Origin of the sequence: Kitasatospora sp. NPDC059747, assembly GCF_042732955.1 — a bacterium.
Taxonomy (GTDB): domain Bacteria; phylum Actinomycetota; class Actinomycetes; order Streptomycetales; family Streptomycetaceae; genus Kitasatospora.
The window spans coordinates 1-26,060 of the sequence record NZ_JBHWGV010000131.1 but is presented as its reverse complement, the minus strand read 5'-3'; the positions used below and the strand labels follow the sequence as shown (position 1 = coordinate 26,060).

Here is a 26,060-nt window from a genome sequence, read left to right as displayed (position 1 = left end):
CTTGCCGCTCTGCGGGCCGCCGGCGATGCCGACGTGGCCGCCGGCGGCGGAGAGGTCGGCGGTGAGGAGGTCGCGCATCTGTTGGAAGGGGCGGTCGACGAGGCCGATGGGCACGCAGAGGCCGCCGCGCTGCGGCGCGCCGTCGACGGTCAGGCCGTGGTCGGGGTGCGGGGCGAGCGGGGGCAGGAGTTCGTCGAGGGTGGGCGGGACGTCGAGCGGCGGCAGCCAGACCCGGTAGGCGGGCGGGCCGGCGTCGGTGAGGCGTTCGGCGGCGAGCTCCAGCAGCGTCTCGGTGGCCTCCTCCGGCTCCGGCTCGGCGGCGACCGGCTGGTGGCGGGGCGCGACGTACTCGGTGCCGTACGGGACGACCTGGCCGGCCACCGCCGCCTGCCGGGCCGGGCTCGGCCGCTGCCGACGGTACGGGCCCGAGACGTAGGCGGCCTTGAAGCGGGTCAGGGTGGAGATGTCGCTGCGCAGGATGCCGTTGCCGGGCTGGGAGGGCAGGTGGTAGGCGTCGGGGACGCCGAGCACGCCGCGGCTCTCCATCGCGGAGAAGGTGCGCAGGCCGATCCGGTAGGACAGGTGGGATTCCAGGGCGTGCATCCGGCCCTCGTCGAGGCGCTGCGAGGCGAGCAGGAGGTGGACGCCGAGGGAGCGGCCGAGCCGGCCGATCATGATGAACAGTTCCATGAAGTCGCGGTGTGCGGCGAGGAGTTCGGAGAACTCGTCGACGACGACGAACAGCGTCGGCAGCGGGTCCAGCTGGACGCCGGAGGCGCGTGCGGCCTCGTAGTCCAGCAGCGAGGTGTAGTTGCCGGCCGACCGCAGGAGCTCCTGGCGGCGCATCATCTCGCCGTGCAGGGCGTCGCGCATCCGGTCCACCAGTGCGGCCTCGTCGGCGAGGTTGGTGATGACGGCCGAGGTGTGCGGCAGCCGGTCGAGGCCGAGGAAGGTCGCGCCGCCCTTGAAGTCGACGAGCACGAAGTTCAGCGTCTCGGAGGAGTGCGTCAGGGCGAGGGCGAGCACGAGGGTGCGCAGCAGCTCGGACTTGCCGGAGCCGGTGGCGCCGATCAGGAGGCCGTGCGGGCCCATGCCGCCCTGCGCGGACTCCTTGATGTCGAGGTCCACCGGGGTGCCGTCGGAGCCGAGGCCGAGCGGGACGCGCAGCCGCTGCTCCTTGGGGCGTTCGGACCAGGCCTGGCGAACGTCGTGCCGGTGCAGGTCCTTGATGCCCAGCAGTGCGGTGAGGTCGAAGTCGGTGGCGAGCGGCTCGGCACCGTCGGTGGCGTCGCCGAGCCGGTAGGGCGCCAGCTGGGCGGCGTAGCGGCGGGCGGCGGCCGGGCCGAGGGCGTCGGGGCGGCCGAGCGCGGTGACGCTGTCCTTGCGGTTGCGGTCGGTGCCGACCAGCTCCAGTACGCCGGCCGCGGTGGTGCGCAGTCGCAGCCGGTGCTTGGCGTGCTTCCACTCCAGGGCGCCGGCCACGTCGAGGACGGTGGCGTTGCGGTAGCCGGCGAGGGCGCCCCGGCCGCCGGAGGGCAGCGGCACGCCGTCGACGACGATCAGGGTGTACGGCTCCTCGCGGCCGGGCTGCGCGTCCGGCTCCCACGGGCCGCGGCCGGCGAACTCGGTGCCGAGCAGCTGTTCCAGCTCGACCAGCGAGCCGGCGACGAGGCGGACCGGTCCGGCGCCGTCGGTCTCCCCGGGGTGCAGGGCGTGCGGCAGCCACTTGAGCCAGTCCCAGTCGGCGCGGCGCTCGGGGGAGGCGACCAGGCCGATGCGCAGTTCGTCCGGGGCGTGGAAGAACGCGAGCTGGGCGACGATCGCCCGGGCGAGGGCGCGGGGCGCCTCATCGCCGTCGGGCGCCTCGCCGTCGTCCTCCGGCCCTCGCACCAGGACGTGTGCGTAACCGCGGACGTGCACGGCGATCGGCTGCTCGGGCAGCGTGCCGTACGCGTGGATGAACCGCCGCAGCGCATGGGCGCACAGCGGTTCCAGGTCCTCGACGGGCTTGGTGGCGAGCGGCGCGAGGCGCACGGCCAGGCGCTGCGCGCCGACGGCGATGCGTACGTCGCCGAAGTCCGGGTGGCCCGCCCGGCGCTCCCACAGCCGCGAGGTGCGGACCATGGTGGCCAGCGCGGCGGGCTCGGGGTGGCGCCAGGCCAGCGCCTGCTGCTGCTTGACGGTGTGGCGGCGCACCTGGCGGCGGATCTGCGACAGGTAGCGCAGGTAGTCGCGCCGTTCGCCGCGCAGCTGCCGCTTGCGGTCGCTCTCGCCGCGGATCAGCTGGGTGACCAGCATGCCGACGGCGGACAGGCCCATCATGCCCATCGCGACGTACGTCAGCGGGCCGCCGCCGGCGTTCGGGTTGAGGAAGATGAACACCATCGAGAGCGAACTCAGCGCCATCGGCGCCATGGTGAGCATCGTGGCGAGCCCGCTCTGCGGCTCGGGCAGGCCGGGCGGCTCCTGCAGCTGGATGTCCCCCTCCGGCAGCTCCGGCCCGGAACGCCGGGGCGGACGGTCGACCACGACCTGACTCAACGGGGCTCTCCTCACACGTGCGTCGACGTCTCCGACCGGTCGCACGGACCGCGACCCCGTTCCGGTTCACCGGGGTTCTCCCCGCCCGGGTGAACCGCCGCCGCCGGGGCGCACGTATTGCCGGTCGGAAACCCGCGGAGACCCGCGGATCGGGCTGGGCCAGGGAGAGTGGTGGGGCATGAGTGGTGGAGCCGTGGCCGGCCTGTGCAGACTGAGGTTCCGCGCGCCCGAGGCCGCCTTCGAGCTGGCCGTGCCGTCCGACGTGGTCCTCGGCGACCTCATGCCGGCCGTGCTCGCGCACGCCGGCGCCGAGGCCGAGGAGGCCGGCGCCGAGCACTCCGGCTGGGTGCTCCAGCGCCTCGGCGGCGAACCCCTCGACGACGAACGGACCCTGGACGCCCTCGGGCTGCGCGACGGCGAGGAGCTGTACCTGCGCCCGCGCACCGCCGAGCTGCCGCCGGTCCACTTCGACGACCTGGTCGACGGCGTGCGCAGCGGCATGCTGGAGCGCCGCGACTCCTGGCGCCCCGAGCTCACCCACCACCTCGCGGTGGCCGCCGCGCTGGTCGCCCTGGCCGGCGGCGTGGCGCTGCTGCTCCTGCCCGGCCCCGACCGGATGCGCTGCGTCGCGGCCGCGACGGCCGCCGTGCTGCTGCTGTTCTCGGCCGGCGGCGCCGCCCGCACGGTCGGCGACGCCGTGGCGGGGACGGCCCTGGGCGCGGCCGGGATCGGCTACGCCGTCACCGCGGCCACGCTGGTGCCGGGCCTCGGCGGCGCAGACCGGCTGCTCGCCGGCGGCTCGGCCGGGGCGGGGGCGTGCGTGCTGGCGCTGGCCGTCGTCGGCGCCTCGGCCCCGCTCTTCCTCTCGGCGCTGTTCGTCTCGGTGGCCGCCCTCGGCGCCGGTGCGATGGCCGTCCACGACGTGCCGCCGGAGCACTCGGCCGCCGTCCTGGCCTGTGCCGCCGTGCTGTTCGGCGGGTTCGTGCCCGGCCTCGCCTTCAAGCTCGCCGGGCTCCGGCTGCCCGCGCTGCCCCGCAACGCCGAGGAGCTGCAGGAGGACATCGAGCCGTTCCCGGCCGAGGACGTCCTCGCCCGCGGCGACGTCGCCGACGGCTACCTGACCGGGTTCCTCGCGAGCATCGGCCTCGCCTGCACCGTCTGCCTCACCCTCCTGACGGGCGCCGACGGCTGGGGACCGGCCGCCACCGCCGCCGATCTGTCGGTGCTGCTCCTGCTGCACGCCCGCGAGATCGGGAGCCTGTGGCAGCGCCTGGGCGTCGTGCTGCCCGGCCTGTACGGGCTGGTGCTGCTGACCGGACGCCTCGGCTTCCAGAGCACCTGGCAGGGTCGGCTGGCGCTGCTCGCCGGGCTGCTGGTCGTCGCCGCGGTCCTGCTGGTCGTCGCGTGGACCGTCCCCGGCCGCCGTCTGCTGCCCTACTGGGGCCGCGCCGCCGACCTGCTGCACTCGCTCGCCGCGTTCGCACTGCTGCCGCTCGCGCTGCAGACGCTCGGCTTCTACCACATGCTCCGGGCCGTCGCCGGCTGACCGGCCCGCCCCACCGATCCTCCTAAGGAACTCCCATGCAGTCCAGACGCGACCAGGTGCAGGCCCACCTGTTCGTGATGAGCCGGGTCTCCTCCGGGATGTTCCGGGGCGAGCCGGACGCGCCCGACACACCCGTCGCCAGGACCACCCGCGGCGCCGTCATCGGGCTCGCCGTCGGGCTGCTCGTCGGCGTCGGCGTCGGGGTGTACGGCCTCGTCAAACCCGGTGGCGCGACGAGCTGGCAGAAGCCGGGCACCCTCGTCGTGGTCAAGGAGACCGGCGTCCGCTACCTGTACGCCGGCGGGCAGCTGCGCCCGGTGCTCAACCAGGCCAGCGCCCGGCTGCTCGCGGGTGACCGGTTCCGGCTGGAGCAGGTCAGCGCGGCCTCCCTGGACGGCGTCCCGCGCGGCGCCGTCGTCGGCATCGTCGGCGCCCCGGACGGGCTCCCGGCCGACCGCGACCTCGGCCCGGCGGACTGGTCGGCCTGCGCCCTCCCGGCGGCCCAGGGCGGCAAGGGCGCGGCGCAGCTGTCGCTGTCGATCGGCCTGCGCCACGCCGGCCGGGCGCTCGGCGACGACCAGGCCGTGCTGGTGACCGGGCCCGACGGCGCGCCCCAACTGCTGTGGCGCGGCCACCGGTTGCGGATCGACGCCGCCGACGGCGGGCCGCGGGCGCTCGGCTACGCCACCGCGACCCCGTACCCGGTGCCGCCCGGCTTCCTCGACGCCCTGCCGGTCGGGCCCGACCTCAAGGCGCCCGACCTGCCCGGCCGGGGAGCGCCCGGCTCGGCGCTGGCGGGCCGCGCCACCCGGACCGGCCAGCTCTTCGCGGGCCCCGACGGCGAGCACTACTTGCTCGCCGCGGACGGACTGGTGCCGCTCGGGGAGACGCTGTTCCGGCTCGTCCAGGGCGACCCGCGCACACAGCAGGACGCCTACGGCGGCGCGCCCGTCACCCCCGGGCCGGTCGGCCCGGCCGACCTCGCGGCCCACCAGGCGCCCGCCGCCACCGCGGCCGCCTGGTCGGGCGCCGAACTGCCCGCCCGTCCGCCGCAGTTGGCTCAGGCCGGGGAGGGGCAGGCGCCCTGCGCCGAACTGCACCCCGCGGCCGGCGCGGGCGCCGTGACGATCGACCTCGCGGACGCCGCCGCCGTCGCCGGACAGCCCCCGGTCGCCCAGCCGGGGGTCGCCCAGGCCTGCGGCGGCGCCGACCGGATCGCCGTCCGCCCGGGCGGCGGCGCGCTCGCCAGGGCCGTCACCGCGGGCGGGGCCGGCGCGACCCTCTACCTGGTCACCGACGCGGGCGTGAAGTACCCGCTGCCCTCGCCCGCCGCGGCCAAGCAGCTCGGCTACGTCAAGGCCGTCCCGGCGGCCGTCCCGACCCGCCTGCTCGGCCTGCTGCCCACCGGGCCCGGCCTGGACCCGGCCGCCCTCGCCGCGGGCGGCGTTCCCGCAGCACAGGCCCCCGCGAACCCCTGCGGGAGCTGAACCGGAAGACCCTGCGCGCCCGTTCACCATGCCGGGCCGCGCACGACCGCCCCAACCCCGAGTCGCCGGCGACCGACCGGCGCCCCACCCGAGAAGGGACGACGCATGGCCGGCAACAACATGCTCAACGATCCGGCGGTAGTCCAGCAGGTGCTGACCACCGTCGAGGCGCAGGACCAGCACATGCAGGAGACCCAGCGCCAGATCACCGCGATCGTCGAGGAGGTCAACGCACACTTCCAGGCCGCCGCGAGCACCGTCTTCGTCGAGAAGATGCAGGACTGGCAGGCCAAGTACGACAAGGTGCGCGAGCAGTACAAGGCCTTCCACGAGCTGCTCACCAGCGGTTCCGGCCTGATCCAGGGCTCGGGCCAGGAGGCCGTCCACATCGTCTCCGGCCTCGGCGCCGGCGAGGACATCGTCAAGGGCCTGAGCTGACCCCGGCCGGCGGAGGACACCGCTGGCGCACCCACCGGCCGGACGACGGCCGCCACCACCGCTGACCGAAGGGAACGAACGATGGCAGACGACCGGATCGAACTCCACCACCAGCAGATCGACGAGGCTGCCGCGATGCTGCGCCAGCAGAGCCAGATGATGCACGAGATGATGGAGCAGACCCGCACCTTCCTCACCCAGGGCCTCGGCCACGAGCTGCACGGCGACTACGCCGACGGCGGCAAGGCCTACTCCGACGTCCTGTCGGCCGCGGACACGGCCATGACGGACGACGTCGCGAAGGCCGCCGCGGCCCTGGACGAGGTCCACGGCCTGATCCGGGACTCGGACAAGCGCGCCGGCTCCAACTTCGGCTACTAGGACCGGGTGAGCCGCGGTGTCCGACGACAAGCCGGCCGACGACCCGAAGAAGAAGCCGGGCGGGGAGGACGACGGCAACACCTTCAAGGTCACCGACTCCTACCTGCTCGACTTCGCGCAGACCAAGCTGACCACGATGCTGCAGGACCTGCGGACCCACCCCACGCGGGTGGCGCTCCAGCAGTTCGTCCTGGGGATCGGCGGCGGCCAGTTCTCCGGCGACTACGCGAGCCTCCTCGCCGGCGGCGGGACGGTGCTGCCGAGCGTCAAGCAGATCGAGTCGAACTTCACCAAGTACTGCCAGTCCCTGGAGAACCAGTTCAAGTCGCTGGAGGACCAGGTCCAGAAGATGATCGACGACCTGTCGAGGGCCGAGCGGGACCTGAAGAACGGCGCCGACGACGCCCTGTCCGCCGCTCAGATGATGTACCTGGTGCAGGACATCCTCGGTGGCGGCGGCCTCAAGGTCTGACCCGGCCCCTCCCGCACCGAACCCCTCCCCCCGCCCCGGCGCGCCCCGCGGCCGCCCCCCCCCCCCCCCGGGGGGCGGACCGGACCCCCCCCCCCCGCCCCCCCCCCCGCCCCGCCCCCCGACCACCCTGGAGCTGTGACCCCGCATGGCCGACAAGACCTGGGAAGACATGCTGACGGTCTTCGCGAGCTCCGCCCAGACCACCTTCACCCAGCGCAGTGCCGTCACCGGCGACGACAAGGTCCAGTGGATCGCCAGCCACAAGTGCGAGACCCTGGACTACTTCAAGCAGACCGGCGGCAACGAGGGCTACGACTGCTGGTGGTCGTACAACTACAGCGACGGCGCGGGCGGGCAGTACAGCCACGTCATCGGCTGCAACCTCAACTGGCCGCTGTTCCAGGGGGATTCGACCGACCTCGGGAAGTGGGTCCGCCAGGGCTACAACGTCCTGATGCCGCTCGCCCACTCGCCGGCCGAGAACGACACCATGAGCGTCTGGAGCTTCGACACCGCCGTCTCGACGCTCCAGGGCGCCGAGCAGCTCCTGCAGACGTGGGCACCGACGGTCAACGGCTGGGCGGGCGACATCGCGGCGCCGGGCGCCGACTGGCAGGGCAGCGCGGCCGGGGCGTTCAAGACCATGCTGACCATGTTCGGCGGGGAGCTGCAGGACCTCGCCAAGGAACTGCACGACCAGCACGTGTACAGCTACCTCCAGACGGCCCGCGAGGCGATCGGCAAAGCGGTCCTCGGCATGTGGTACGGCCAGGACAACTACCGCAACAGCCGCGACGCCTGGCCGGTCAACCCGCTCTTCGACGCGCTGATGGAGGGGATGTCGACGGCGAATGTCACCGTCACGCCCGGGATCATGGCCACGACCTCTCCCGACGCCCCGGCGCAGTACACCGCGCCGACCTTCCAGGTCACGACGGCCTGGGGCGATCCGAGCGGAGACGACTTCTGGAAGAAGGCCGAGCAGCGGGCCAAGGAGGTCTGGCTCAAGAACGTCGCCGACTTCCTGGACAAGGCCGCCAAGGAGGCCGCCGCCACCCTCGACGGCGCGTACGTCCCCGCGATCAAGGCCCTGTCCGGGGGCGTCAAGGCACCGTCGATGCACACGCCCTACAACCCGCCGCCGACGGACGACCCCTCGAAGACGGACCCCCTCTCGGACATCAACAAGAACCTCAGCGACATGAACAACAACGTGAACAAGTCGCTGAGTGACATGAGCAAGGGGATGAACGACAACCTCAAGAGCCTCACCGGCGGTGGCCCGAACGGACTCGGCCCGGACGGCCTGAAGGGCCCCGGCGGCAGCCCCAGCCTCACCACCGGGCCCGGCGGGATCGGCGGGCTCGGGGACCACGGCGGCGCGGGCGGCCTGCCCTCGCTCGGCGACGGCGGCTCCGGCGTTCCCGTGCTGGACAAGAACGGCAAGCAGATCTACGACGCCAACGGCAACCCGGTCACCGTGCCGCCGGGCAGCCACGTCGACCCGACGACCCACCAGGTGATCGGCCCGGACGGCCGGCCCGTCCTCGGCCCCGACGGCAAGCCGATCACGGTGCCCGACGGCGCGACCGTCGGCACCGGCCCGGGCGACCACATGAAGGTGCCGCCGGGCTCGACCGTCGACGGCCAGGGCCGGGTGATCGGCCCGGACGGCAAGCCCGTCCTCGACGGCAACGGCAACCCGGTCGTCGTCCAGCCCGGCTCCCGGATCGACTCCGACGGCACCCTGCTCGGCCCGGACGGCAAGCCGGTCTCCGAGGTCTCCCAGCTGATGGCCGACCAGCGCCACGCCTTCGACACAGGTTTCGGCGGCGGCGACGGGCTGCTCCCCGGCAGCGACTTCGGCCCGAGCGCCTACCACCCCCTCGGGCTGTCCTTCGGCGACCCGGGCGGCGGCACGAGCGGAGCCGGCGGAGCCTTCCCCGGCTCCGGCCTGCTGCCCGGCGGCCGCAGCGGCATGAGCGCCAAGTCGCTGGCCGGCGGAGGCGATCCGAACACGCTCCAGGCCCGGACGGCGGCGGAGGCCGCCGCCGAGGCGGAGAAGGCCGCGGCGGCCAAGGCGGCGGCCGAGGCCGAACGGGCCGCGCTGACCGGCAAGGGCATGTCCACCACCGGCGGCATGCCGCCGATGATGCCGCCCGGTGCGGGCGCCGGTGCCGGCGCGCCCAACCAGAAGGACAAGGACCGCCAGCGCACGACGTGGCTGGCGGAGGACGAAGAGGTGTGGGGCACCGAGAGCACCGCCGTCAGCGGCGTCATCGGCCGCTGACCTGCCCGTCCCGAACACGATCGTGAAAGGACCCACCATGCCCGCCACCGCCGACCCCTTCGGCCCCGACGGCCTGTTCGGCTCGATGAGCGCGGAGCTCGAAGAGGCCATGGAGGCCCTGCGCGTCCAGACGGCCAAGGCCGAAGCCGTCCAGGCCGACCTCGCCAAGTCCTCCGCGACGGTCACCTCCAAGGACCGGATGGTCACCGCGACGGTCGGCCCGCAGGGCCAGGTCCTCGCGCTGACCTTCCACACCACCGGCTACCAGGAGATGGCCCCCGCGCAGCTCGGCGGCCTGCTGACCGACCTGCTCAACGAGGCCCGCGCGAAGATGGGCGAGCAGGTGATCGAGGCGATCAAGGGCTTCGAGGGCGTCGGCGACATGCTGCGGATGTCGATGAGCGGCGGCAGCGACCTGGACCGGCTGCTGGAACCGCTGCGGGCGATGCGGCCCGGGTACGGCGAGGACGCGGAGGCGGAGCGCCGCCGGGCCGGGCGGCAGGAGGAGTTCCGTGAGTAGCCCCGACGACGTCTTCGCCAAGACCCAGGACCTCAAGCGCCGCTTCGCGGAGTTCGGGGACCTGAAGACGCTGATCGACAAGATCTCGGACGAGGTCAGGACCATCAACTCCGCCAACAAGAAGGTCGGCGGCGACGACGACATCGGCAAGCAGTACCACCAGCAAGTGGACCAGGCCACCAAGGACCTGGACGACCTGGTCCAGAAGATCGGCGAGGTCGTCGCGAAGGCCGGCGACAGCGGGATCAACCTGGTCGCGAAGCTCGACTACGCGGAGGACACCGCGAACGACATCATCAAGAGCCTGTAGGAGAACCACCCTTGTCGTACTCGTCGATCGACCCCGGCCCGAAGCTCGCCGGCTTCTTCGGCGTGGTCTCGGGCTCGCCCTGGCCCGCGGCCAACGAGGGCGACCTGCGGGAGATCCGCGACGCGTACGAGCAGTTGGCGAAGGACCTGCCCGATCTGCGCCGGCTGATCGCGACGGTGGCGGTCAAGGCCCGGCAGGAGTTCGAGGGCGAGGCCGCCCGGCAGTTCAGCGTGGCGATGAACCAGTTCATCGGCGTCGGGGGCGGCGACGACTACGTCTCGGCGGCGGCCGACACCGCCAAGGCGCTCGCGGACTGCGCGGGCGACGTCGCCAACCAGGTCGAGTACACCAAGTGGATGGCGATCGCCCAGCTGGCGGACCTGCTGTTCGAGATCGCGCTGGCGACGTTCTGGGCGCCCTTCACCTTCGGTGCGGACTTCGCCGGGCTGTCGCTCAAGTACTTCTTCACGCGCGAGGCGCTGCAACTGCTGCTGAAGTACCTGATCAAGACGATCCTGATGCACACCTTCTCGGGCGTCGTGAAGGGCATGCTGATGGACTCGATCATCCAGGGCATCCAGATGGCCGACGGCGACCGGCACACCTACGACGTGGACGCCTTCAAGCAGAGCCTGCTGAACGGCTTCGTCGGCGGCCTCATCTCCGGTCCGGTCAGCGTGTTCGGGATGGGCCTCGGCAAGCTGATCGGCAGCCTGGTCGGCAAGAGCGGGGGGTCGCTCCTCGCCAAGGAGCTCGAATCCGTCCTCAAGAACGGCGACAAGGAGGCGCTCAAGCACCTCCTGGACACGGCGACCAAGCACGTGGGCAGCGCGGCGCTCGCCGACCTGGAGAAGGCCGGAGCCAAGGCGATCGGCAAGGGCGTCGGGGAGGGCCTGGGCGAGGGCGCGGGCAAGGGGATCGGGAAGGGGCTCGGCAAGGGCGCCGGCGACGGTCTCGGCGAGGGGGCCGGCAGCGGCGTCGGCAAGGGTGTCGGCAAGGGTCTCGGAAAGGGCGCCGGCGAGGCCGCCTCGGGGACGGCCGGCAAGGTGCTGGGCGACGCGGAGGCGAAGGCCTTCGCGAAGTCGATCGGCAAGGAGATGTGGCACCTCGAACCCTTCCTCAAGGAGGGGTTCGGCAAGGCGGGCGCCGGCTCGATCGCCGAGAAGTTCGGCGAGAACGTCGCGGGCAGCTTCGAGAAGCACCTCGGCGGCGTGCTGGGCAAGGACGCGGCCAGGAGCCTGGGCAATGAGTACGCCGAGGCGTTCGTCGCCGGCTGGACCAAGCACGGCGCCGCGAACGACTCGCTGAGCACCGTGCTGCGCAGCCTCCTGGACCACGGCGGGTCGGACCTCGGCGAGCACGGCATCTCCGCGCTGGCCGACCACCTCCCGAACCTGGCCGCCCACCTCGGCGAGGGGAACAGGCTCTACCGGCTCGGCGCCATGCTCGGCGAGCACCTGGTGGAGGGGGCGCAGGGCAACCTCTCCGAGGGCCTCTACAACCTGATCTTCGACGACAAGCACCAGTTCACGACCGGCTTCAACACCTTCGGCGCGGGCATGGCGATGGGCCTGGTCGGCAAGGGCGTGCACCACGCCCTCCACCTGACCGGGATCGGGCACAAGTGGGCCGCCTACGTCGAGCACCTGCAGGTCAAGGCGATCGACGACGGCAAGGGCGCCTACTACCCGGCCTACCACCCGCTGACCCTCTTCTCCCTGGCGAGCAACCTCGCCGGACACGCCGCGCCCTTCCCGGTGCCCCGGCGCGGGCCGACGGACGAGGTGGTCAACGCGGGCCACGTCCTCGCCTACTCCCGGGGGCTGGGCGGGGCACCGGACGTCGAGTACGCGGCACTGTTCGCCAAGGCCTTCGGACACGCGGACTTCGAGACGCTGTTCGCCGACCCGGCGCCCAAGCCCGTGCCGACCACGTCGGGCGGCGGCGCCACCAGCACGGGGAAGGGCAAGCAGGACACCGGCGGTACCGGCGGCGGGAAGGCCGACCGCCCGGCCCCCGTGCGGACCGAGAGCGGCACCAAGTCCTCGGAGCGCCCCAAGCCCGTCCGAACGGACAGCAGTTGGAGCGGCACGACCCTCGTCGACGAGCCGGTGGGCCCGGCCCGGCCGGGCAAGACGGTGGGCGGGTCCGACGAGACCAAGCACGCCGTCGCCGCCGGCACGCCCGAGGCGGCCCCCGAGCGTCCGAGGCGGCCCCGCACGACCGGCGGCGGCCCGGACCACGGGCCCGCCGACCCGCCGCAGCCGCCGTCGCGCCGTCGCGGCCGGGACGAGTACGAGGGCGGCCACGACGGCACCGACCTCCCGGTCCCGCCGGAGCCGCCGGCCAAGCGCCCGCGGCCGGAGGAGGCCCCCGTCCCGCGTGCGCTGGACTCCTTCCTGCACGAGTTCTCCGACGGCGGCCACACCACGCCCGGCCCCGCGGCCCGGCACGCCCTGGAGCAGGCCGTGACCGGGCCGGACGGTCCGAAGAAGTTCGCCCACCCGCAGGAGTTCGTCGAGCTGATCAACCCCCGCGACGGCGACGGCAGCCTGCTCGGGGACGTCAACTGCGTGGCGGCCGCGATGGCCTTCCACTCCACCTTCCGCGGCGAACCGCAGGTCGCCCCCGGCCTGTCCGAGCCCCACCCCGGCGCGGCCGGCGACCTCCAGCACTGGACCGGGCAGGCCGCCGAGTACGTCGGCCTCGGCGCGGCCGGGCTCGACGAGGTGGCCCTGCGGGTCGCCGCGGGCGGGCCCGGCTCGGCGGCGATCGTCCTCGCCTGGACCGCGGACGGCCAGGGCCACGCCTGGAACCTCGTCAACGTCCCCGGCGGCGGCCTGGTGTGGGTCGACGCCCAGCAGGGACTGCACTCCCCGGGCGACCACCCGCTGCCGAAGGACGTCACCCGGGTCTGGGCGATCGCGCACGACGCCGACGGCCGGCCGCTGCGCGGCGACGGCCCGTTCAACAGCGCCGCCGACCACGTGGACGAGCGCCTCGCCCACCCGACCCCCACGGACGCCTTCACCGGCACGGACGGTCCCTCGCAGACCGGCACCGAACCCGCCCGCCCGGAACCGGCCTTCGCGCCGCCCGGCGAGCGCGTCCCGGTGGCCGGCGACGGCCTGTGCCTCCTCAACTCGGTCGCCGTCAGCGGCCCCGAGCTCCGGATGACGCCGGACGCGATGAAGCGAGCGGTCTCGGAGCACCTCGCCAAGCAGGGCCCCGGGACGCTGCCGCCCGAGGTCGTCCGCGGCTACCGCAAGACCGCCACCAAGGACCTGGGCGAGGAACTGGCCGGGCGGAGCCGCCCCGAGCTCCTGAACGTCCTGCTGGACCTCGGCGTCGCGGACGTCGGCACCCACGAGGTCGTTCCGGCGTCGCTGCTGCGCGACCGCTACGTGACCGCGCTCGCGAAGGAACTCGCGGGCCCGGGCGGCGACGTGGCGGCGGCGACGGCGCACGCCGAACAGACCGTGAAGTGGAAGTTCAAGAACCCGGACGAGCAGAAGGCCGCCGAGACGTACCTGCGCGACCACGGCCAGGAGCCGGCCGCCGACCCGCACGACCTGCGCCGTCAGTACGTCGACGAGCGGGTGGCGCAGGGCGACGACCGCCACCGGGTCGAGGAGGAGGTCGGCTGGAACCTCGCCGACGGCGCCGTCGGCTCCCGGGAGCAGTTCGAGTACCTGCTCGGCCGCCCGGAGCAGATCGGCCTGCACGACCTCTCCGACGCCGGCCTCGCCGACCTCCAGGTCTGGCACCGGACCATCTCCGACGCGCCGCTGTCGCCCGAGGAGTTCGCGGGACTGAAGGACGCCGTCGAGAACTGGGAGGGCTCCTGGTGGCGCGGCTACGGCGAGGCCTTCCCGCCGCTGCTGGCCGACGCCCTCGGCCTGCGCCTGCGCATCCTCGGCCCGGACGGCCTCGGCGGCCACACCGAGTACCTGCGGTACGGGCCGCAGGACGGCCACCAGGTGACGGTGTACTACAACGGCACCAACCACTACGACGGCAGCCGCCCGCCCGTACCGGCGCCGCCGGTGGACGGCCCCGCGTCCAAGCGGCCGGTCGAGCACGACGGCCCGGTGCTGCCGCCCGTCCCGCACAGCGTGCCCACCGTCAGCGGCGGCGTCGACCGGCCGGGGCCCGAGTCCAAGCCGAAGCCCGTACCCGCGGAAACCCCTGCTCCCAAGGAAACCCCCACCCCCAAGCCCGCCGAGACCGCCCCGCACCGCCCGGACGTCCCCAGCATCGTCATCACCGAGGCGGACCACGACCCCCTCCACAACCCCGGGCCGCCGGCCTCCCCGCCGGCGTCGGTGCTCGCCATGTCCGTGTTCTCCACCGAGTCCGGCGGCAGCCACGACCACCCCTACGACGACCCCGCGTTCACGCCGGCGAAGCCGCTCGGCCCCGACGAGCTGCGCCTGCCCCCGGCCCGGATCACCAACCACCGCAGGCTCTCGGCCTCCGACCTCGTCGTCGGCCTGCACCACGGGGACACCGCCGTCCACGAGGAGATCGTCAAGCTCTTCGAGTCCGCCTTCAAGAACGACCTGCCTGCCGCCCGTACGCTCGCGAAGGACTTCTTCGACCCGGCCGCGCTGCGCCCCCGCCTGACCGCCCTCTCCCGGGGCGACGTGTGGGAGGCGCCGTTCGACACCAACGGCTGGAAGGGCAAGATCTCCGTCCGGGTGGACGTGGACGGTCTGGTCCACCAGGAGACCGCGAAGAGCGTCGAGTTCGAGAACGGCTCGGACCGGCACGCCTCCGTCGGTCTCCAGGACGACACCCTGGACCGCTTCAACGCCTCCCTCCAGGGCAAGTTCAAGGCCGGCAGGGCCGACGTCACCGAGACCTTCGGCTACCAGCACGACTCGGTGAAGGGCGGCAGCTCGATCGAGGTCGGCCGGTCGATCGCCCGCGGCAAGACCGTGGAGCCGGGCGCCCTGTTCGCCGGGAAGCTCCACCTGGCCGTCGACTTCACCGAACTCACCCACCACGGTGAGCCGGTGCCCGCCGAGCCCGGCGAGCGCGTGCGGCGGCTGGACATCGGTGCCACCGTCGGCATCCCGGTCCGCGACACCCTGGACGCCCACGGCGCGCCCGTGCCGCCGGCCAAGGACAAGCTCTTCGCCCCGCCCCCGCGCGTGGTGGAGGGGCGGCGCCTGGGCGGCTCCGACATCGTGCTCGACGTCTCCACCCACCGGCACGGCCGGCCGGATTCCGACCATCCGATGCAGGAGGTCCTCGACGGCGTCGAGAAGACCGCCGAGGAGGTGCTCGGCGGGCTGTGGCCCGCGCTGCGCGAGAAGCTGACCGCCGAGCTCGACACGACCCGGCTCCAGCAGGACCTCAAGAGCATGATGTCCGGCGAGCCCACCCGCATCGAGGTGGTCGACAAGACCGGTCTCGTGACCGGCTCGGTGGAGATCACCGCCTCCGTCAAGGCCATGTGGCAGCAGGGGAACACGCCGCAGACCGAGTTCAACGTCGGCACCGGCGTCCAGCGCGTGCGCACCGAGCAGGAGGGCGCCGGCAACGGCCTGCAGCTCCCGCTGCCCGGCGTGGTCTCCGGCAGCGCGGTCGACAAGTCGAGCGGCACGGGCGGCGGCGGCCTCCAGCTCATCAAGGACCGGGTGCGGATCTCCGGCAGCAGCCAGGAGGTCCTGCTCACCACCAAGACCAAGGGCCCCGGCGTGGTCTACGACGGCCGCGCCGAACTCACCCTGACGTTCGAGAAGGACTCCCCGCTCGGGAAGGCCGGCGGCACCGCGACGACCTCCGTCGACTTCCGCTCCCTGATCGAGGAGGCCGAGGCCCGCAAGGTCGAGGACACCGGCACCGGCGACCCCACCCTCTTCATCGCCACCGAGGCCCCGCAGCCCCACCGGCCGAAGACCTTCGAGCCCGGCAGCACCGTCCCCAGCCCGCCCGACGACGTCTGGCGGCGCCCCGACGGCACCGGCGGCGGCTTCGGCGACACCGTCACCGTGCGCGACCTGCCCACCGTCGAGCCGCTGCACCGCGAGGTCGAGCAGCTCGGCCGGGAGGTGCTCGGCAGCGCCTGGAAGGACGTCAGGCACGACGTCCGGCAGCTCTTCAGCCACCCGATGGTCGCCTCCCACCTGACCGCGATGACCCGGGGCACCCGGCTGGAGCTCCCCGAGCAGACGGCCGCCGCGCTGCTCAGGCACGGCGTCAAGGTCTCCGCCGTCGCCCACGTCACCGAGCTGGACTACAAGCGGCCCAACGCCAAGGCCGAGCTCAACCCGGTCGACGAGACCACCTCCTTCACGTCCGGCCGCAAGCTGATCTCGGACACCAAGTCCGGGCAGGGCTCGGCCGGCGGCACCGCAGCGCTGCCCGGCAAGACGTCCATGGACGTCAGTGGCGGGTACTCCCGCCAGGTCCGCGACCGCGACGGCTGGCGCGACGGCACCTCGCACAAGGTCTACGCGAACGGCAAGTACGCCCGCCCGCAGGAGGTCTACGACGCCGGGATCGGCGTCGAGGTCAAGCTGACCGTGGACGGCGAGGAGCACACGGTCACCGTCCCGATCCGGGCCGAGGTCAGCCTCGACGCCAAGGAGACCGGCCGGCACACCGTCGGACCGGACGGGCACGCGCACTTCACCGGCCCCGGCGCCGGCTCCCCGGTCGTCCACGAGGGCCCCGCCGAGCCGCACGACCCGCCGCGCCGGATCACCGACCGCGGCGCGCTGAGCGCCTCCGACGTCGTGCACAGCTTCGGCAACGGCGACACCGCCGTCCTGGACGGCATCGAGCGTGCCCTGAAGCGCGAGTTCGGCTCCGTGCCGGACGACGTCCTGACGAAGATCAAGGGCCGGTTCGACCCGATCGCCCTCAAGCCGCAGCTGTCCAAGCTGTCCCGCGGCGGGCAGCTCACCGAGCACGTCTCCATCCACGGCTGGGACACCACCGTCACCGTCAGGGCCGGGCTCGGCAAGGACTTCCGGCACACCGACACGGTCGAGAAGTTCGAGTTCGAGCTGGGCACCCAGACCCGGGTGACGACCGGCGTCAGCAAGGACCGGCGCGTCCGCGACGTCTTCTCGGCCCCGTTCCGCTTCAAGCTGCCCTACGTCGACCTCGGCCTCAACCTCGCCCGCCGCAACGACTTCGTGCACGGCTCCGCCGTGGACACCACGGGTGCCACCGTCAGCAAGGGCAAGACCGTCGAGCCGGCCGGACTGTTCAGCGGCACCGCCGAGTTCACCGTCCACATCGTGTCGAGGAAGCTCGGTCAGAAGGTCACCGCGCCGGACCTCACGGTGCCCGTCCACACCACCGTCGCCGTCCCGCTGCGCGACACCCCCCTGCGCGGCGCCACCGAGCCCGCGCTGCCGAAGAAGCCGCTCGACCCGCCCGCCCGCATCGAGAAGACCCACCGCGTCGGCTCCTCCGACGTCGTCACCGACGTCCACCCGCTGCGCCCGAGCAGCGGCGAGGAGGGGGCGAAGCCGTGGTCGGTCGGCGAGTCCGCCGTGGCCGGCATCGACCGGCGCGGCGCCGGGGTGCTCGGCTCCGACTGGCCCGGGATGAAGGAGAAGATCCTCGCCGAACTCGACGTCACCAAGCTCCAGCCGCAGCTCAAGTCGATGATGGCCGGCCACGAGATCGTGGTGAAGCACGGCCGCAGCACGGTGCGGATCACCGCCGCCGTCTCCCGGCTGGAGCACACCGGCGAGACGGCGCAGACCGAGTTCACCACCGGCACCCAGGTGCAGAAGACCGTCGCCAGCTCGGACGGCGTCACCAGCTACGGCGCCGGCACCGGCAACACCGTCACCGTCTCCGTCCAGGGAACGAGCAACCCGCTGCCGATCGGCCCGGCCGTCACGGCGGGCGGCTCGGTCACCCACTCCTGGGGGCACGACCAGCTCGACGTCCAGGCGCAGCGCAGCACCGCGGGCGCCGCGACCAAGACCAAGCTCGCCGGCAGCACCTACACCGGCGAGGCGACGCTGTACTTCCGCATGGAGCGCCGCCCGTTGCTGTCCCTCGGCGACCCGGACCGGCTCGTGCCGCCCGGCGGGGACCACGTGCCCGGGACGGCCTTCGACCACCTCAAGTCGGCCGCGGGGCAGGCCTGGCGCGGGGTGAGGAAGCTCGGCACGACGATCCACGGCGTCGACACCGCGAAGGTCGGCTTCGAGGCGGCGGTCGAGGCGGGGGAGGGGCGCCCGTCCAAGGGGCCCAAGCCCACCGCGTTCGAGGCGCCCGAGCACCGCACCGCGCTCGCCCCTTCACCGGCGCCCACCGAGCCGCCGGTCGAGACCACGGTCAAGGCGCCGCCGGCCCGGGTCTGGGGCGAGGGCCTGCGCGATATCGACGTCATGCGCTGGCTCGGCGACGCCGGCGGCGTGCAGGACATCCTGCGGCTGCGCGGTCGCGAGTTCTTCGGCTCCCGCACCTGGGACCGGATGGAGGACCTCGCCCGCAACACCGCCGACCACGCCAAGCTCGCCAGCCACTTCGGATCGGCCACCCGCGGGGAGGAGATCGGCACGCCCTCGCCCGGGCGCCGGCCGCTGGTGTCGGACGGCGGCGTGAAGGTCAACCTGAAGGTCCTGCAGCTGGAGTACGACCGCACCGACGGCAAGGTCGAACTCAGCCCGTCCAACGCGACCTCCACCAGCTCGACGAGGACGAGGCTCGACTGGTCGCTCTGGGGCGGTCAGGTGCAGGGCGGTGTGAAGGCGGACCTCGGAGCGGCCGAGGGCACGTTCCAGGCGGTCGTCGGCGGCTCGCACCGCAGCCGGGAGGGTCTGGCGCTCGGCGACTCGGGGCAGGTCGTCTCGCACGCGAAGTTCAACACGCCGATGGCGCGCTACGACGGCTTCGCGGAGGTCGAGGTCGTGTTCTTCAAGGGCGACAAGGAGGTGGTCGAGAGGGGCGTCATCCCGATCACGGTGGACATCCCGGAGCGGGAGACCACCGACGCCAAGGTGATGAGCGACCACTACCTGGCGTTCAGTGAGGACAGCCCGAACGGCACCGCGCTGCCGAAGCACCCGGCGGCGCCCGCGCCGGCGCCGGCACCCAAGCCCGAGCCGAAGCCGGAACTCAATCCGGAACCCGCCCCGAAGCCGAAGCCCGAGCCCGAGCCCGTGCCGCGTCCCAAGGCGCCCTCCGTGGAGGAGGACATCTTCCGGTCGCTCGTGACCGACCCCCCGCCGATCGGGCTCGACCCGGGGCACACCCCGCGGCCGGAGGGCGCCCCGAAGCCGGGGACGGTGGAGTCCGGCCGCCCCACCCTCGTCGAGGACGCCCCGGTCCACGAGCCGCAGAGCGCCGTCATCGAGACCGCCGCGACCTCCGAACTCCCCGAGCCGCCCGCGCAGGGCGCCCCGCACCCCGGCCCGAAGCTGTCGGACGTGCTGCCCGAGTCCTCCTGGTGGCGCCTGTTCATCGACCCCAACGTCCACGCCGCCGCGCTCTCGCACTCCTCCGGCGACGCCGCGAACCACCTGGACACGACCAAGTACCCGGGCTTCCGCCGGGGCATGACGGAGCTGTACCGCGAGGTGCTGGACGGCTCGCCCGGCGGCCGCGACTGGTCGCGGATCGACGCCCGCGCCTACGAGGAGCTGCACGACCTCGCGACCCGTCACCTCGTCGAGGGCCACGGCTCGAACGTCGCGACGGTCTGGTCCGGTACCAGGGACGGCACGTTCACGACGATGCGCGGCACCGGCCGGACGTCCATGGCGTCCGACCTGGCCGACGAGCGGATCGGCGGCCACAAGCTCGTCGCCGACTTCACCGCCGGCCCGGTGGCGCGCGAGGAGAAGCAGCCGCTGGTGCTGTTCACCCGCGGCCAGGCCCGCGAGGGCATGATCTCGATCAACTACCCGCACGGCACCGCGCCCGACCACGTCCAGGCCGCGCTCGACCACTACTACGCCGAGGTGGCGGCGGCCGGCGACGACCGCGCCAAGCTGGTCGCGATCGCCCGGGTGACCAGGTCGCTGCAGATGATCCAGCCGTTCACCGACGCCAACAGCCGGGTGAACGTCAGCGTGCTGATGCAGAAGTTCCTGCTCGAACAGGGCTTCCGGCCCGCCGTCCTGACCAACTCCTTCGAGCTGTTCCTCGGCGGCTACACCGCGCACGAGATCGCCGACCACCTGGTCGAGGGCATGGCCAGGTTCGACCGGCTGGCCGCGGGATCCGCCGGCGACCTGTTCAACACGGCCGCCGGGCCGGGCGAGCACGTGGTCACCCAGGTCGCCGACGCCCTCGGCCTGCCCGGCGGCACCAGCCCCGGGGACGAGGCCGTCCGCCACCACCGGGTGCTCGACCTGGTCCGGCTCGGCCGCTCGCTGTACGGCGACGGCGTGCCGGCGCTGGACGAGTCGGGGGTGCGGCTGCTCCGGACGGTCCACGAGTTGTCCGACCTCGCGCACGCGAAGTTCCCGGGCCAGACGATCGCAACGGCCGTCGCGGGCTACGCGCACCACCTGCACGGCGTCGGCGCCGAGAACCTGACGACGAAGCACCTGACGACGGAGCACCTGCGGACGACCGCCGACGCGATCGGCGAGGTGCTCGCGGACGGGCAGCCGCTCACCGAGGACGCCATCCGCGCCAAGCTGCGCCCGGTCACGACCGACCTGCTCGACGACGACGCGCTGAAGGACTTCCGGGGAGCCGTGCACGAGGAGCCGGCGCCCGTGCCGGTCCCCGACTCGGCGGCAGGGAAGGTCGCTTGGGAGTCGGTGACGTACGAGGCCCCGGCCGACGGCAAGACCCCGACGCCGTTCGACGTCCACGAGCTCGCCGAGGGCGGCGGGCCGCTGACCGCCGACGGGCTGGCGGAGAAGCTGATGCCGAAGCTCTTCGACCTGGACATGGGCTCGTTCCGGCTCGTGCTGAAGGCGGACCACGGCTCGCTGGGCGACGACCCGCTGGCGGTCGTGCGCCAGACGGCGGACCGCCTCATGACCCCGATCGACCTGCTGCTCGCCGACCACGACGGCGCCGTCCACCTGGTGAGCTTCGACGACGCCGGCCGCCACAGCGCCCCGCAGCCACTGGAGACCCACCACCAGCCGCCCACCGGGCACCTGGCGTCCGAGCCCCGGCCCGAGGACCACCCCGACCCACACCCCGCGGACGTGGCGGACCACCGGCCCGAGCACGTGCACGAGATCGTCGACGCGCTCGTCGGCGCCCACGCGGGCTCCGACGTGCGCTGGTTGGCCGATCCCGACAGTCCGGCCGCGCAGCTGCGCGAGACCGGTGCCGCCGTCTCGCGCTTCCCGAAGGACCCGCGCTTCTTCTCCGTCGCCTTCCACTCGGAGCACGCCGACGGCGCCCCGACCTGGCACGGGCGGCGGGTCACTCCGGAGGAGCTCGCGGACGTCCTGGTGGAGCTGCGCCGGCGCGGGATCTGGCCGGAGGGCAAGCCGCTGCAGTTCCCCGCCTGCGAGTTCGGCACCGGCGCCGCCTCGTCCTACGCGGGCGAGGTGATGCGGGCGCTGCGCGGCAAGGTGGCGGGCCCGCTGGAGGCGTACGTCCCTGAGGGCGGGCTGTGGTTCGTGCCGAAGCCCACCGGCCCGTTCACCGTGGAGGCGGAGGGGCCCGGCCACCTGGTCGTGGCCAAGGCCGTCGGGTTCGGCCCCGACGGCCTGCCGGTCGTCGTGCCGGGCGGCACGTGGCTCAAGGTCTCGCTGCCGGAGGAGGTGCCCGGCGACCAGCAGCACCACGAGCCCCACGTCGAGGAGTTGGGCGCGCACCTGCCATCCGACCCGTCCGCGTCCGAGGGCTCGCTGCCGGAGGGCCTGCACTGGTCGTCCGGCCCGGCCGTCGCGCACGAGATGCCGGGCGCGACACCCTTCGGTCCCAGACGGATGCTCTACGGCGCGCCGGAGTACGCCGAGGCGACCCGCGAGTTCGAGAAGAAGCTCGGCACGCACTGCTACGACCTGCCCGAGGCGAAGGCCGCGGCGGGTGCCGCGCTGGGCAGGTTGCGGGACGTGATCGGGAAGGCGTTCCCCGAGGCGTCGGCGGCGGAGCACCTCGCGCCGATGCTGAAGGACGACCCGACGTCCGCGGGGCAGGTCGGCACGGCCCTCACCGAGGACCAGTTCGACACGCTCGTCCGGAGCGGCAACCTGCGCGAGGTGATGACGGCCTTCTTCAACGGGGCCTACTTCAAGGACTCCGCGATGAGCCTCAAGTCGCTGCTCAACGACATCGTCGACCGCAAGGACTGGGAGCGCGCGCAGGAGCTCGGCCTGAACGTGGCGGAGCTCAAGAAGACCCGGGAGTACCTGGACAGCCCGCTGCGCAAGACGCTCCACGACACCCTCCAGCGGGCCAATCCCAAGCTGGCCACCATGTTCGAGCGGGACGTCTTCGCGACGGGCACCGTGCTGGCCCAGTCGAAGACCTGGTTCTCCGACGGCGTCGACTTCGTGACCAGCATCAGGGCCCGCAGGCCGCGCCCCGGGAACGAGGTCCCCGCTCCGACGGCCCACGAGCTCGAAAACCTCGGGCTCCAGCTGAGCCGACGGGAGATGGAGTTCCTCAAGGTCAACCCGCTGGCCTGGGAGCTGGTCGGGATCCGGCCGGAGGAGGTGCCGGCCGAGTCCCTGCACGTGCTGAGCAGCGGCGAGTACGACCTGGAGCGCGTCCGCGCGGAGGACGGGGTGCTCGGCGTGTACGTCGAGCCCGACCCGGAGACCGGCGAGAGCCGGGTGATCAAGCTGGTCGAGTACGAGGGCGACCCGCTGCGGCCGGGGGAGATCGGGCCGGACACGCCGCTCAGCTGGCGCACCGGCGAGGCGGTCCACCAGCTGGACCACGACTCCTCCTGGTACGCGACGGTCAACGGGGAGCTGGGCATGCGGGCGGTCGCCGGCGTCTCGGCGACCGCGGCCAAGATGATGACGGCGTTCAAGCTGCTCGACATCGACGCGTCGCACGCCGACGACATGGTCAAGGCCCTGTTCGGCTGGATGCTGCCGGTCGGTGACCACTCGGTGTACGAGATCCTCAAGGGCGTCGAGGCCTCCGGCGCGACCGTGCCGCTGAACCCGAAGGCCCTGAAGTCCGCCGAGGGGATGTACCGCAACCTCCCGGGGATCGGGCTCAAGGAGGTGCGCCGCCTCCTCGGCGACAAGGAGAACATGCTGCCGCACGAGCAGGTCTACGCGGCGAAGGTGCGGGCGACGCTGCCCGGCGGGGGCTTCGGGGAACCCGGCGAGTTCCACGTGAACACGCTGAACGGCCGTCGGCGGATCTTCGAACTGCTGGCCGGGCAGCAGGACACCTCGGGCTACGACACCGATGACGTCGAGCGCGTCAAGCGGTGGCTCGCGACCAACGGGAAGACTCCGCAGGAGGTGCTGGAGTCGCTCACCCCGGCCCATTTCTACGCCCTGGCGGCGTACACCGGTCCTGCGTTCCCACTGATCAACGTGATGATGAGGCCCGGCGGCTCGCTCGACCGGGTCCTGCTGATCCAGATCGAGCACGTGCTGCGGGGCACCGAGTTCCCCCAGGTCCTCGCGGGCCACCCGGCGATCAGCCACCTCGTCGGGCGGCGGTCCTTCGCCTCGAAGGCGGAAGAGGCGGCGCACTACAGGCAGATGATGGCGCTCGTCAGGACGGACGTCCTGCCGGGCCTCAAGGCGGAGATGCGCGAGCACATCCGGATGCTGAGGGAGGCGCTGGACCTGCTGCCCGGGGCCGACGGCCGCGTCTACCGGGGCACCGCGTCCATCTCGTTCAAGAAGTTCACCGGATTCTCCCCGGTCTACCGCGGTTCGGAGATCGTCAACAAGGACTTCTCCAGCGCCAGCCGCAGGTACGCCACCGCGGAGAAGTTCATGAACGGCCGGAAGACCTTCCCGGGCCTCCAGAAGACGATGGTGACCATGAACCTCAAGGGGTACGGCGCGGGCAAGGACATCTCGGCCTTCTCGGTCCAGATCCAGGAGGACGAGGTCCTGGGCGTCCCGGGTGCCAAGCACACGATCATCCAGCGCCGGCTCGGCAGGAAGGGCGAGCTGCACATCGACGCGCTGGAGGCCTCGTCGTCCACGACGTTCGCCTCGCCGACCCGGCCGGGGACACCGAGGTCGGCAGCCGTCCGCGCGACCGACGCCGAGTTGCGGGCGCACCTGGCGCACCTCAGCGGTGAGCGCGGGCTGGACAACCACAAGGACCTGTGGGCGCTGGGCGTGACGATCGGTGTCCCGAACGCGGACAAGCCGGCCGCCGCGGCCAAGACCTTCCTGTTCACGAGCGAGAAGGAGCAGAAGGAGATCGGCCTGCGGACGTGGCACGTCGCGCGGTTGGCCGCCGACATCCACGGCGGCGCCGGCATGCTCAAGGTCTCCGGGCTCACGACCATGCGCCGGGTCACCGACGTGGTGCGCGAAGGGCTCGGCCTGAAGGCCGGGACGGTCGTGGAGAAGGAGCACCTGGACGGCTACGTACGGAAGGTGAAGGGCGCCGACCAGAACGCGAAGGTCGAGCCGGCGGAGCGCCTGCGGCTGATCAAGCTCGTCGAAGCGCTCAAGGAGCCGGATTCGCACGCACGTGTCACGTCGGACGCGGTCGCCAAGGCCTGGAACACCCAGGCTCCCGGCACGCCCCGTACCCCGCGCTTCGGGAGCGGCTCGTACTTCTCCGGCACCCCGGGCACACCGGGGACGCCGCACACGCCCGGTACGCCCGGCACGCCGACGACACCGGGAACGCCGAGCGGGCACGAGCTGCGCCTGGACGAGGGGCCCGACGCGCCCGCCGACGAGGGGCGGACCGTCCTCACCCTCAGCGGGCCGTCCGGCCTCCACGCACGGATGCAGATGCAGGCCGCCATCGCCCTGTTCCCGAACGACACGCGCTTCCTCGCCGTGTCCATGCACACCGACGACGGTGTCCCGGTCTACCGGGGCGAGCCCGTCCTGCCCGGGGTCGTGGCGGACCTGCTGATCGCCCAGAAGACCGCGGGCGAGTGGGACGGCGCGAAACCGGTCCAGTTCGTGGCCTGCCGCCTCGGGTACGGGGTCTCCGCCAGCTACGCCGCTCAGGTGATGAAGGCCCTGTGGGAGAAGGACCCCACGATCACGGCACCGGGCTACGCCGGCGACGGCACGGTCTGGTTCGTGCCGAAGGTGGACCAGACCGGCACGGTCGACGAGTCGGCGCGCGGGTACCTGGTGGTGGCGGACAAGGTGGGCATGACGAGCGCCGGCCGGCCCGGGATCAGCACCGGGGCCAACTGGTACCGGTTCGAGAAGCCCGCCGACGGAACGTCCGTCCCGGTCGTGCACAGGCTCGGCCCCTACCTCCCGCCCGGCGGGGACTCGGCACCCCGCCCGGAGAACTACTTCCCGGTCGACGACACCAAGGATTTCGCCGAGAACGGTGACATCCGCGGCGCGGTACCGTTCCGCCAGGCCCGCCCGGACGCCGGGCTGGCCGACCAGATCTTCCAGGAGCTGAGCACATGACGCAGGAGTTCGCCGTCGCGGCGGTCTTCGACACCGTCGACCCGCTGACCGGGCCGGAGTTCGCCGGTGACCACCCAGTGATCGAGGACGCCGCCGAGCGCGACGCGCTGGTCGGCTACCTGGACGCGGCGGCTCCGGTGCTGATGACCCCCATGCTGATGGACGACGTCCTCGACCCGGAGCGCCCCGGCAGCGTCCCGATGAACTTCCGCTGCGACGGCCGGTGGATCTGGACCGACACCGTCACCTACTACCTGCACCGCTACGGGCTCGCCCCCGAGCCGGGGCTGCTCGTGCACGTCCGGGAGCGGGTCGCGGCGGGCGAGGGGCCCGGGGAGCTCGCACCGGACGTGCAGGAGCGGGCGGTGGCGCAGCTGCTGGCACCGCCGGAGGCCGGTCAGGAGCCGGTGTGGGAGGTCGGCCAGGCCAGTTGAGGCCGTGCTCGGGGGCGGCGCGCCGCGCGGCGCGGGGCGGCGGCGTCGCGGGCCTCGGGCGGGGGTGGCGGGCGGGGGTGTTGGGTCCCCGCCCCCCCCCCACGACGCCCGGGCGGGTCCGAGTGTCGATGCGTACCGTTC

General features: G+C 73.1%; 11 protein-coding genes. 10 read left to right on the top strand and 1 reads right to left on the bottom strand.

What is annotated here, in order from left to right:
* A partial coding sequence (gene eccCa / locus ACFV4G_RS36810; RefSeq protein ID WP_380446698.1) for a type VII secretion protein EccCa occupies positions 1 to 2,541 on the bottom strand: 2,541 nt, incomplete at its 3' end.
* Between the two features lie 178 nt (positions 2,542 to 2,719).
* Here eccCa and eccD point away from each other — a divergent pair.
* From eccD to ACFV4G_RS36760, 10 genes are all read left to right on the top strand, one after another.
* On the top strand, positions 2,720 to 4,087 hold the full coding sequence (gene eccD, locus ACFV4G_RS36805; RefSeq protein ID WP_380446696.1) for a type VII secretion integral membrane protein EccD: 1,368 nt from the start codon (positions 2,720 to 2,722) through the stop codon (positions 4,085 to 4,087).
* Positions 4,088 to 4,122: 35 nt separating this feature from the next.
* Complete coding sequence (gene eccB / locus ACFV4G_RS36800) at positions 4,123 to 5,574, top strand: type VII secretion protein EccB (RefSeq protein WP_380446694.1); 1,452 nt, start codon at positions 4,123 to 4,125, stop codon at positions 5,572 to 5,574.
* Positions 5,575 to 5,679: 105 nt separating this feature from the next.
* A complete protein-coding gene (locus tag ACFV4G_RS36795) occupies positions 5,680 to 6,012 on the top strand; it encodes a WXG100 family type VII secretion target (protein WP_380446691.1) in 333 nt (110 codons plus the stop codon).
* An 81-nt stretch (positions 6,013 to 6,093) separates the two neighbouring features.
* Positions 6,094 to 6,393 carry a hypothetical protein gene (locus tag ACFV4G_RS36790; protein ID WP_380446688.1) on the top strand — a complete coding sequence of 100 codons (300 nt, stop codon included), beginning with the start codon at positions 6,094 to 6,096 and terminating at the stop codon, positions 6,391 to 6,393.
* A 16-nt stretch (positions 6,394 to 6,409) separates the two neighbouring features.
* Entirely contained in the window at positions 6,410 to 6,865 is a 456-nt protein-coding gene (locus ACFV4G_RS36785; protein ID WP_380446685.1) for a hypothetical protein, read from the top strand.
* Positions 6,866 to 7,010: 145 nt separating this feature from the next.
* Positions 7,011 to 9,155 carry a hypothetical protein gene (locus ACFV4G_RS36780; protein WP_380446683.1) on the top strand — a complete coding sequence of 715 codons (2,145 nt, stop codon included), beginning with the start codon at positions 7,011 to 7,013 and terminating at the stop codon, positions 9,153 to 9,155.
* A gap of 37 nt (positions 9,156 to 9,192) precedes the next feature.
* Positions 9,193 to 9,675, top strand: coding sequence for a YbaB/EbfC family nucleoid-associated protein (locus tag ACFV4G_RS36775; protein ID WP_380446680.1), 483 nt, complete (start codon positions 9,193 to 9,195; stop codon positions 9,673 to 9,675).
* A complete protein-coding gene (locus ACFV4G_RS36770; protein WP_380446678.1) occupies positions 9,668 to 9,985 on the top strand; it encodes a hypothetical protein in 318 nt (105 codons plus the stop codon). Before ACFV4G_RS36775 ends, ACFV4G_RS36770 begins: the two co-directional genes overlap by 8 nt.
* Before the next feature lie 11 nt (positions 9,986 to 9,996).
* Positions 9,997 to 25,485 carry a toxin glutamine deamidase domain-containing protein gene (locus ACFV4G_RS36765; RefSeq protein ID WP_380446675.1) on the top strand — a complete coding sequence of 5,163 codons (15,489 nt, stop codon included), beginning with the start codon at positions 9,997 to 9,999 and terminating at the stop codon, positions 25,483 to 25,485.
* Positions 25,482 to 25,919, top strand: a complete 438-nt coding sequence (locus ACFV4G_RS36760; RefSeq protein ID WP_380446673.1) for a hypothetical protein — start codon at positions 25,482 to 25,484, stop codon at positions 25,917 to 25,919. Before ACFV4G_RS36765 ends, ACFV4G_RS36760 begins: the two co-directional genes overlap by 4 nt.
* Positions 25,920 to 26,060: the final 141 nt, after the last annotated feature.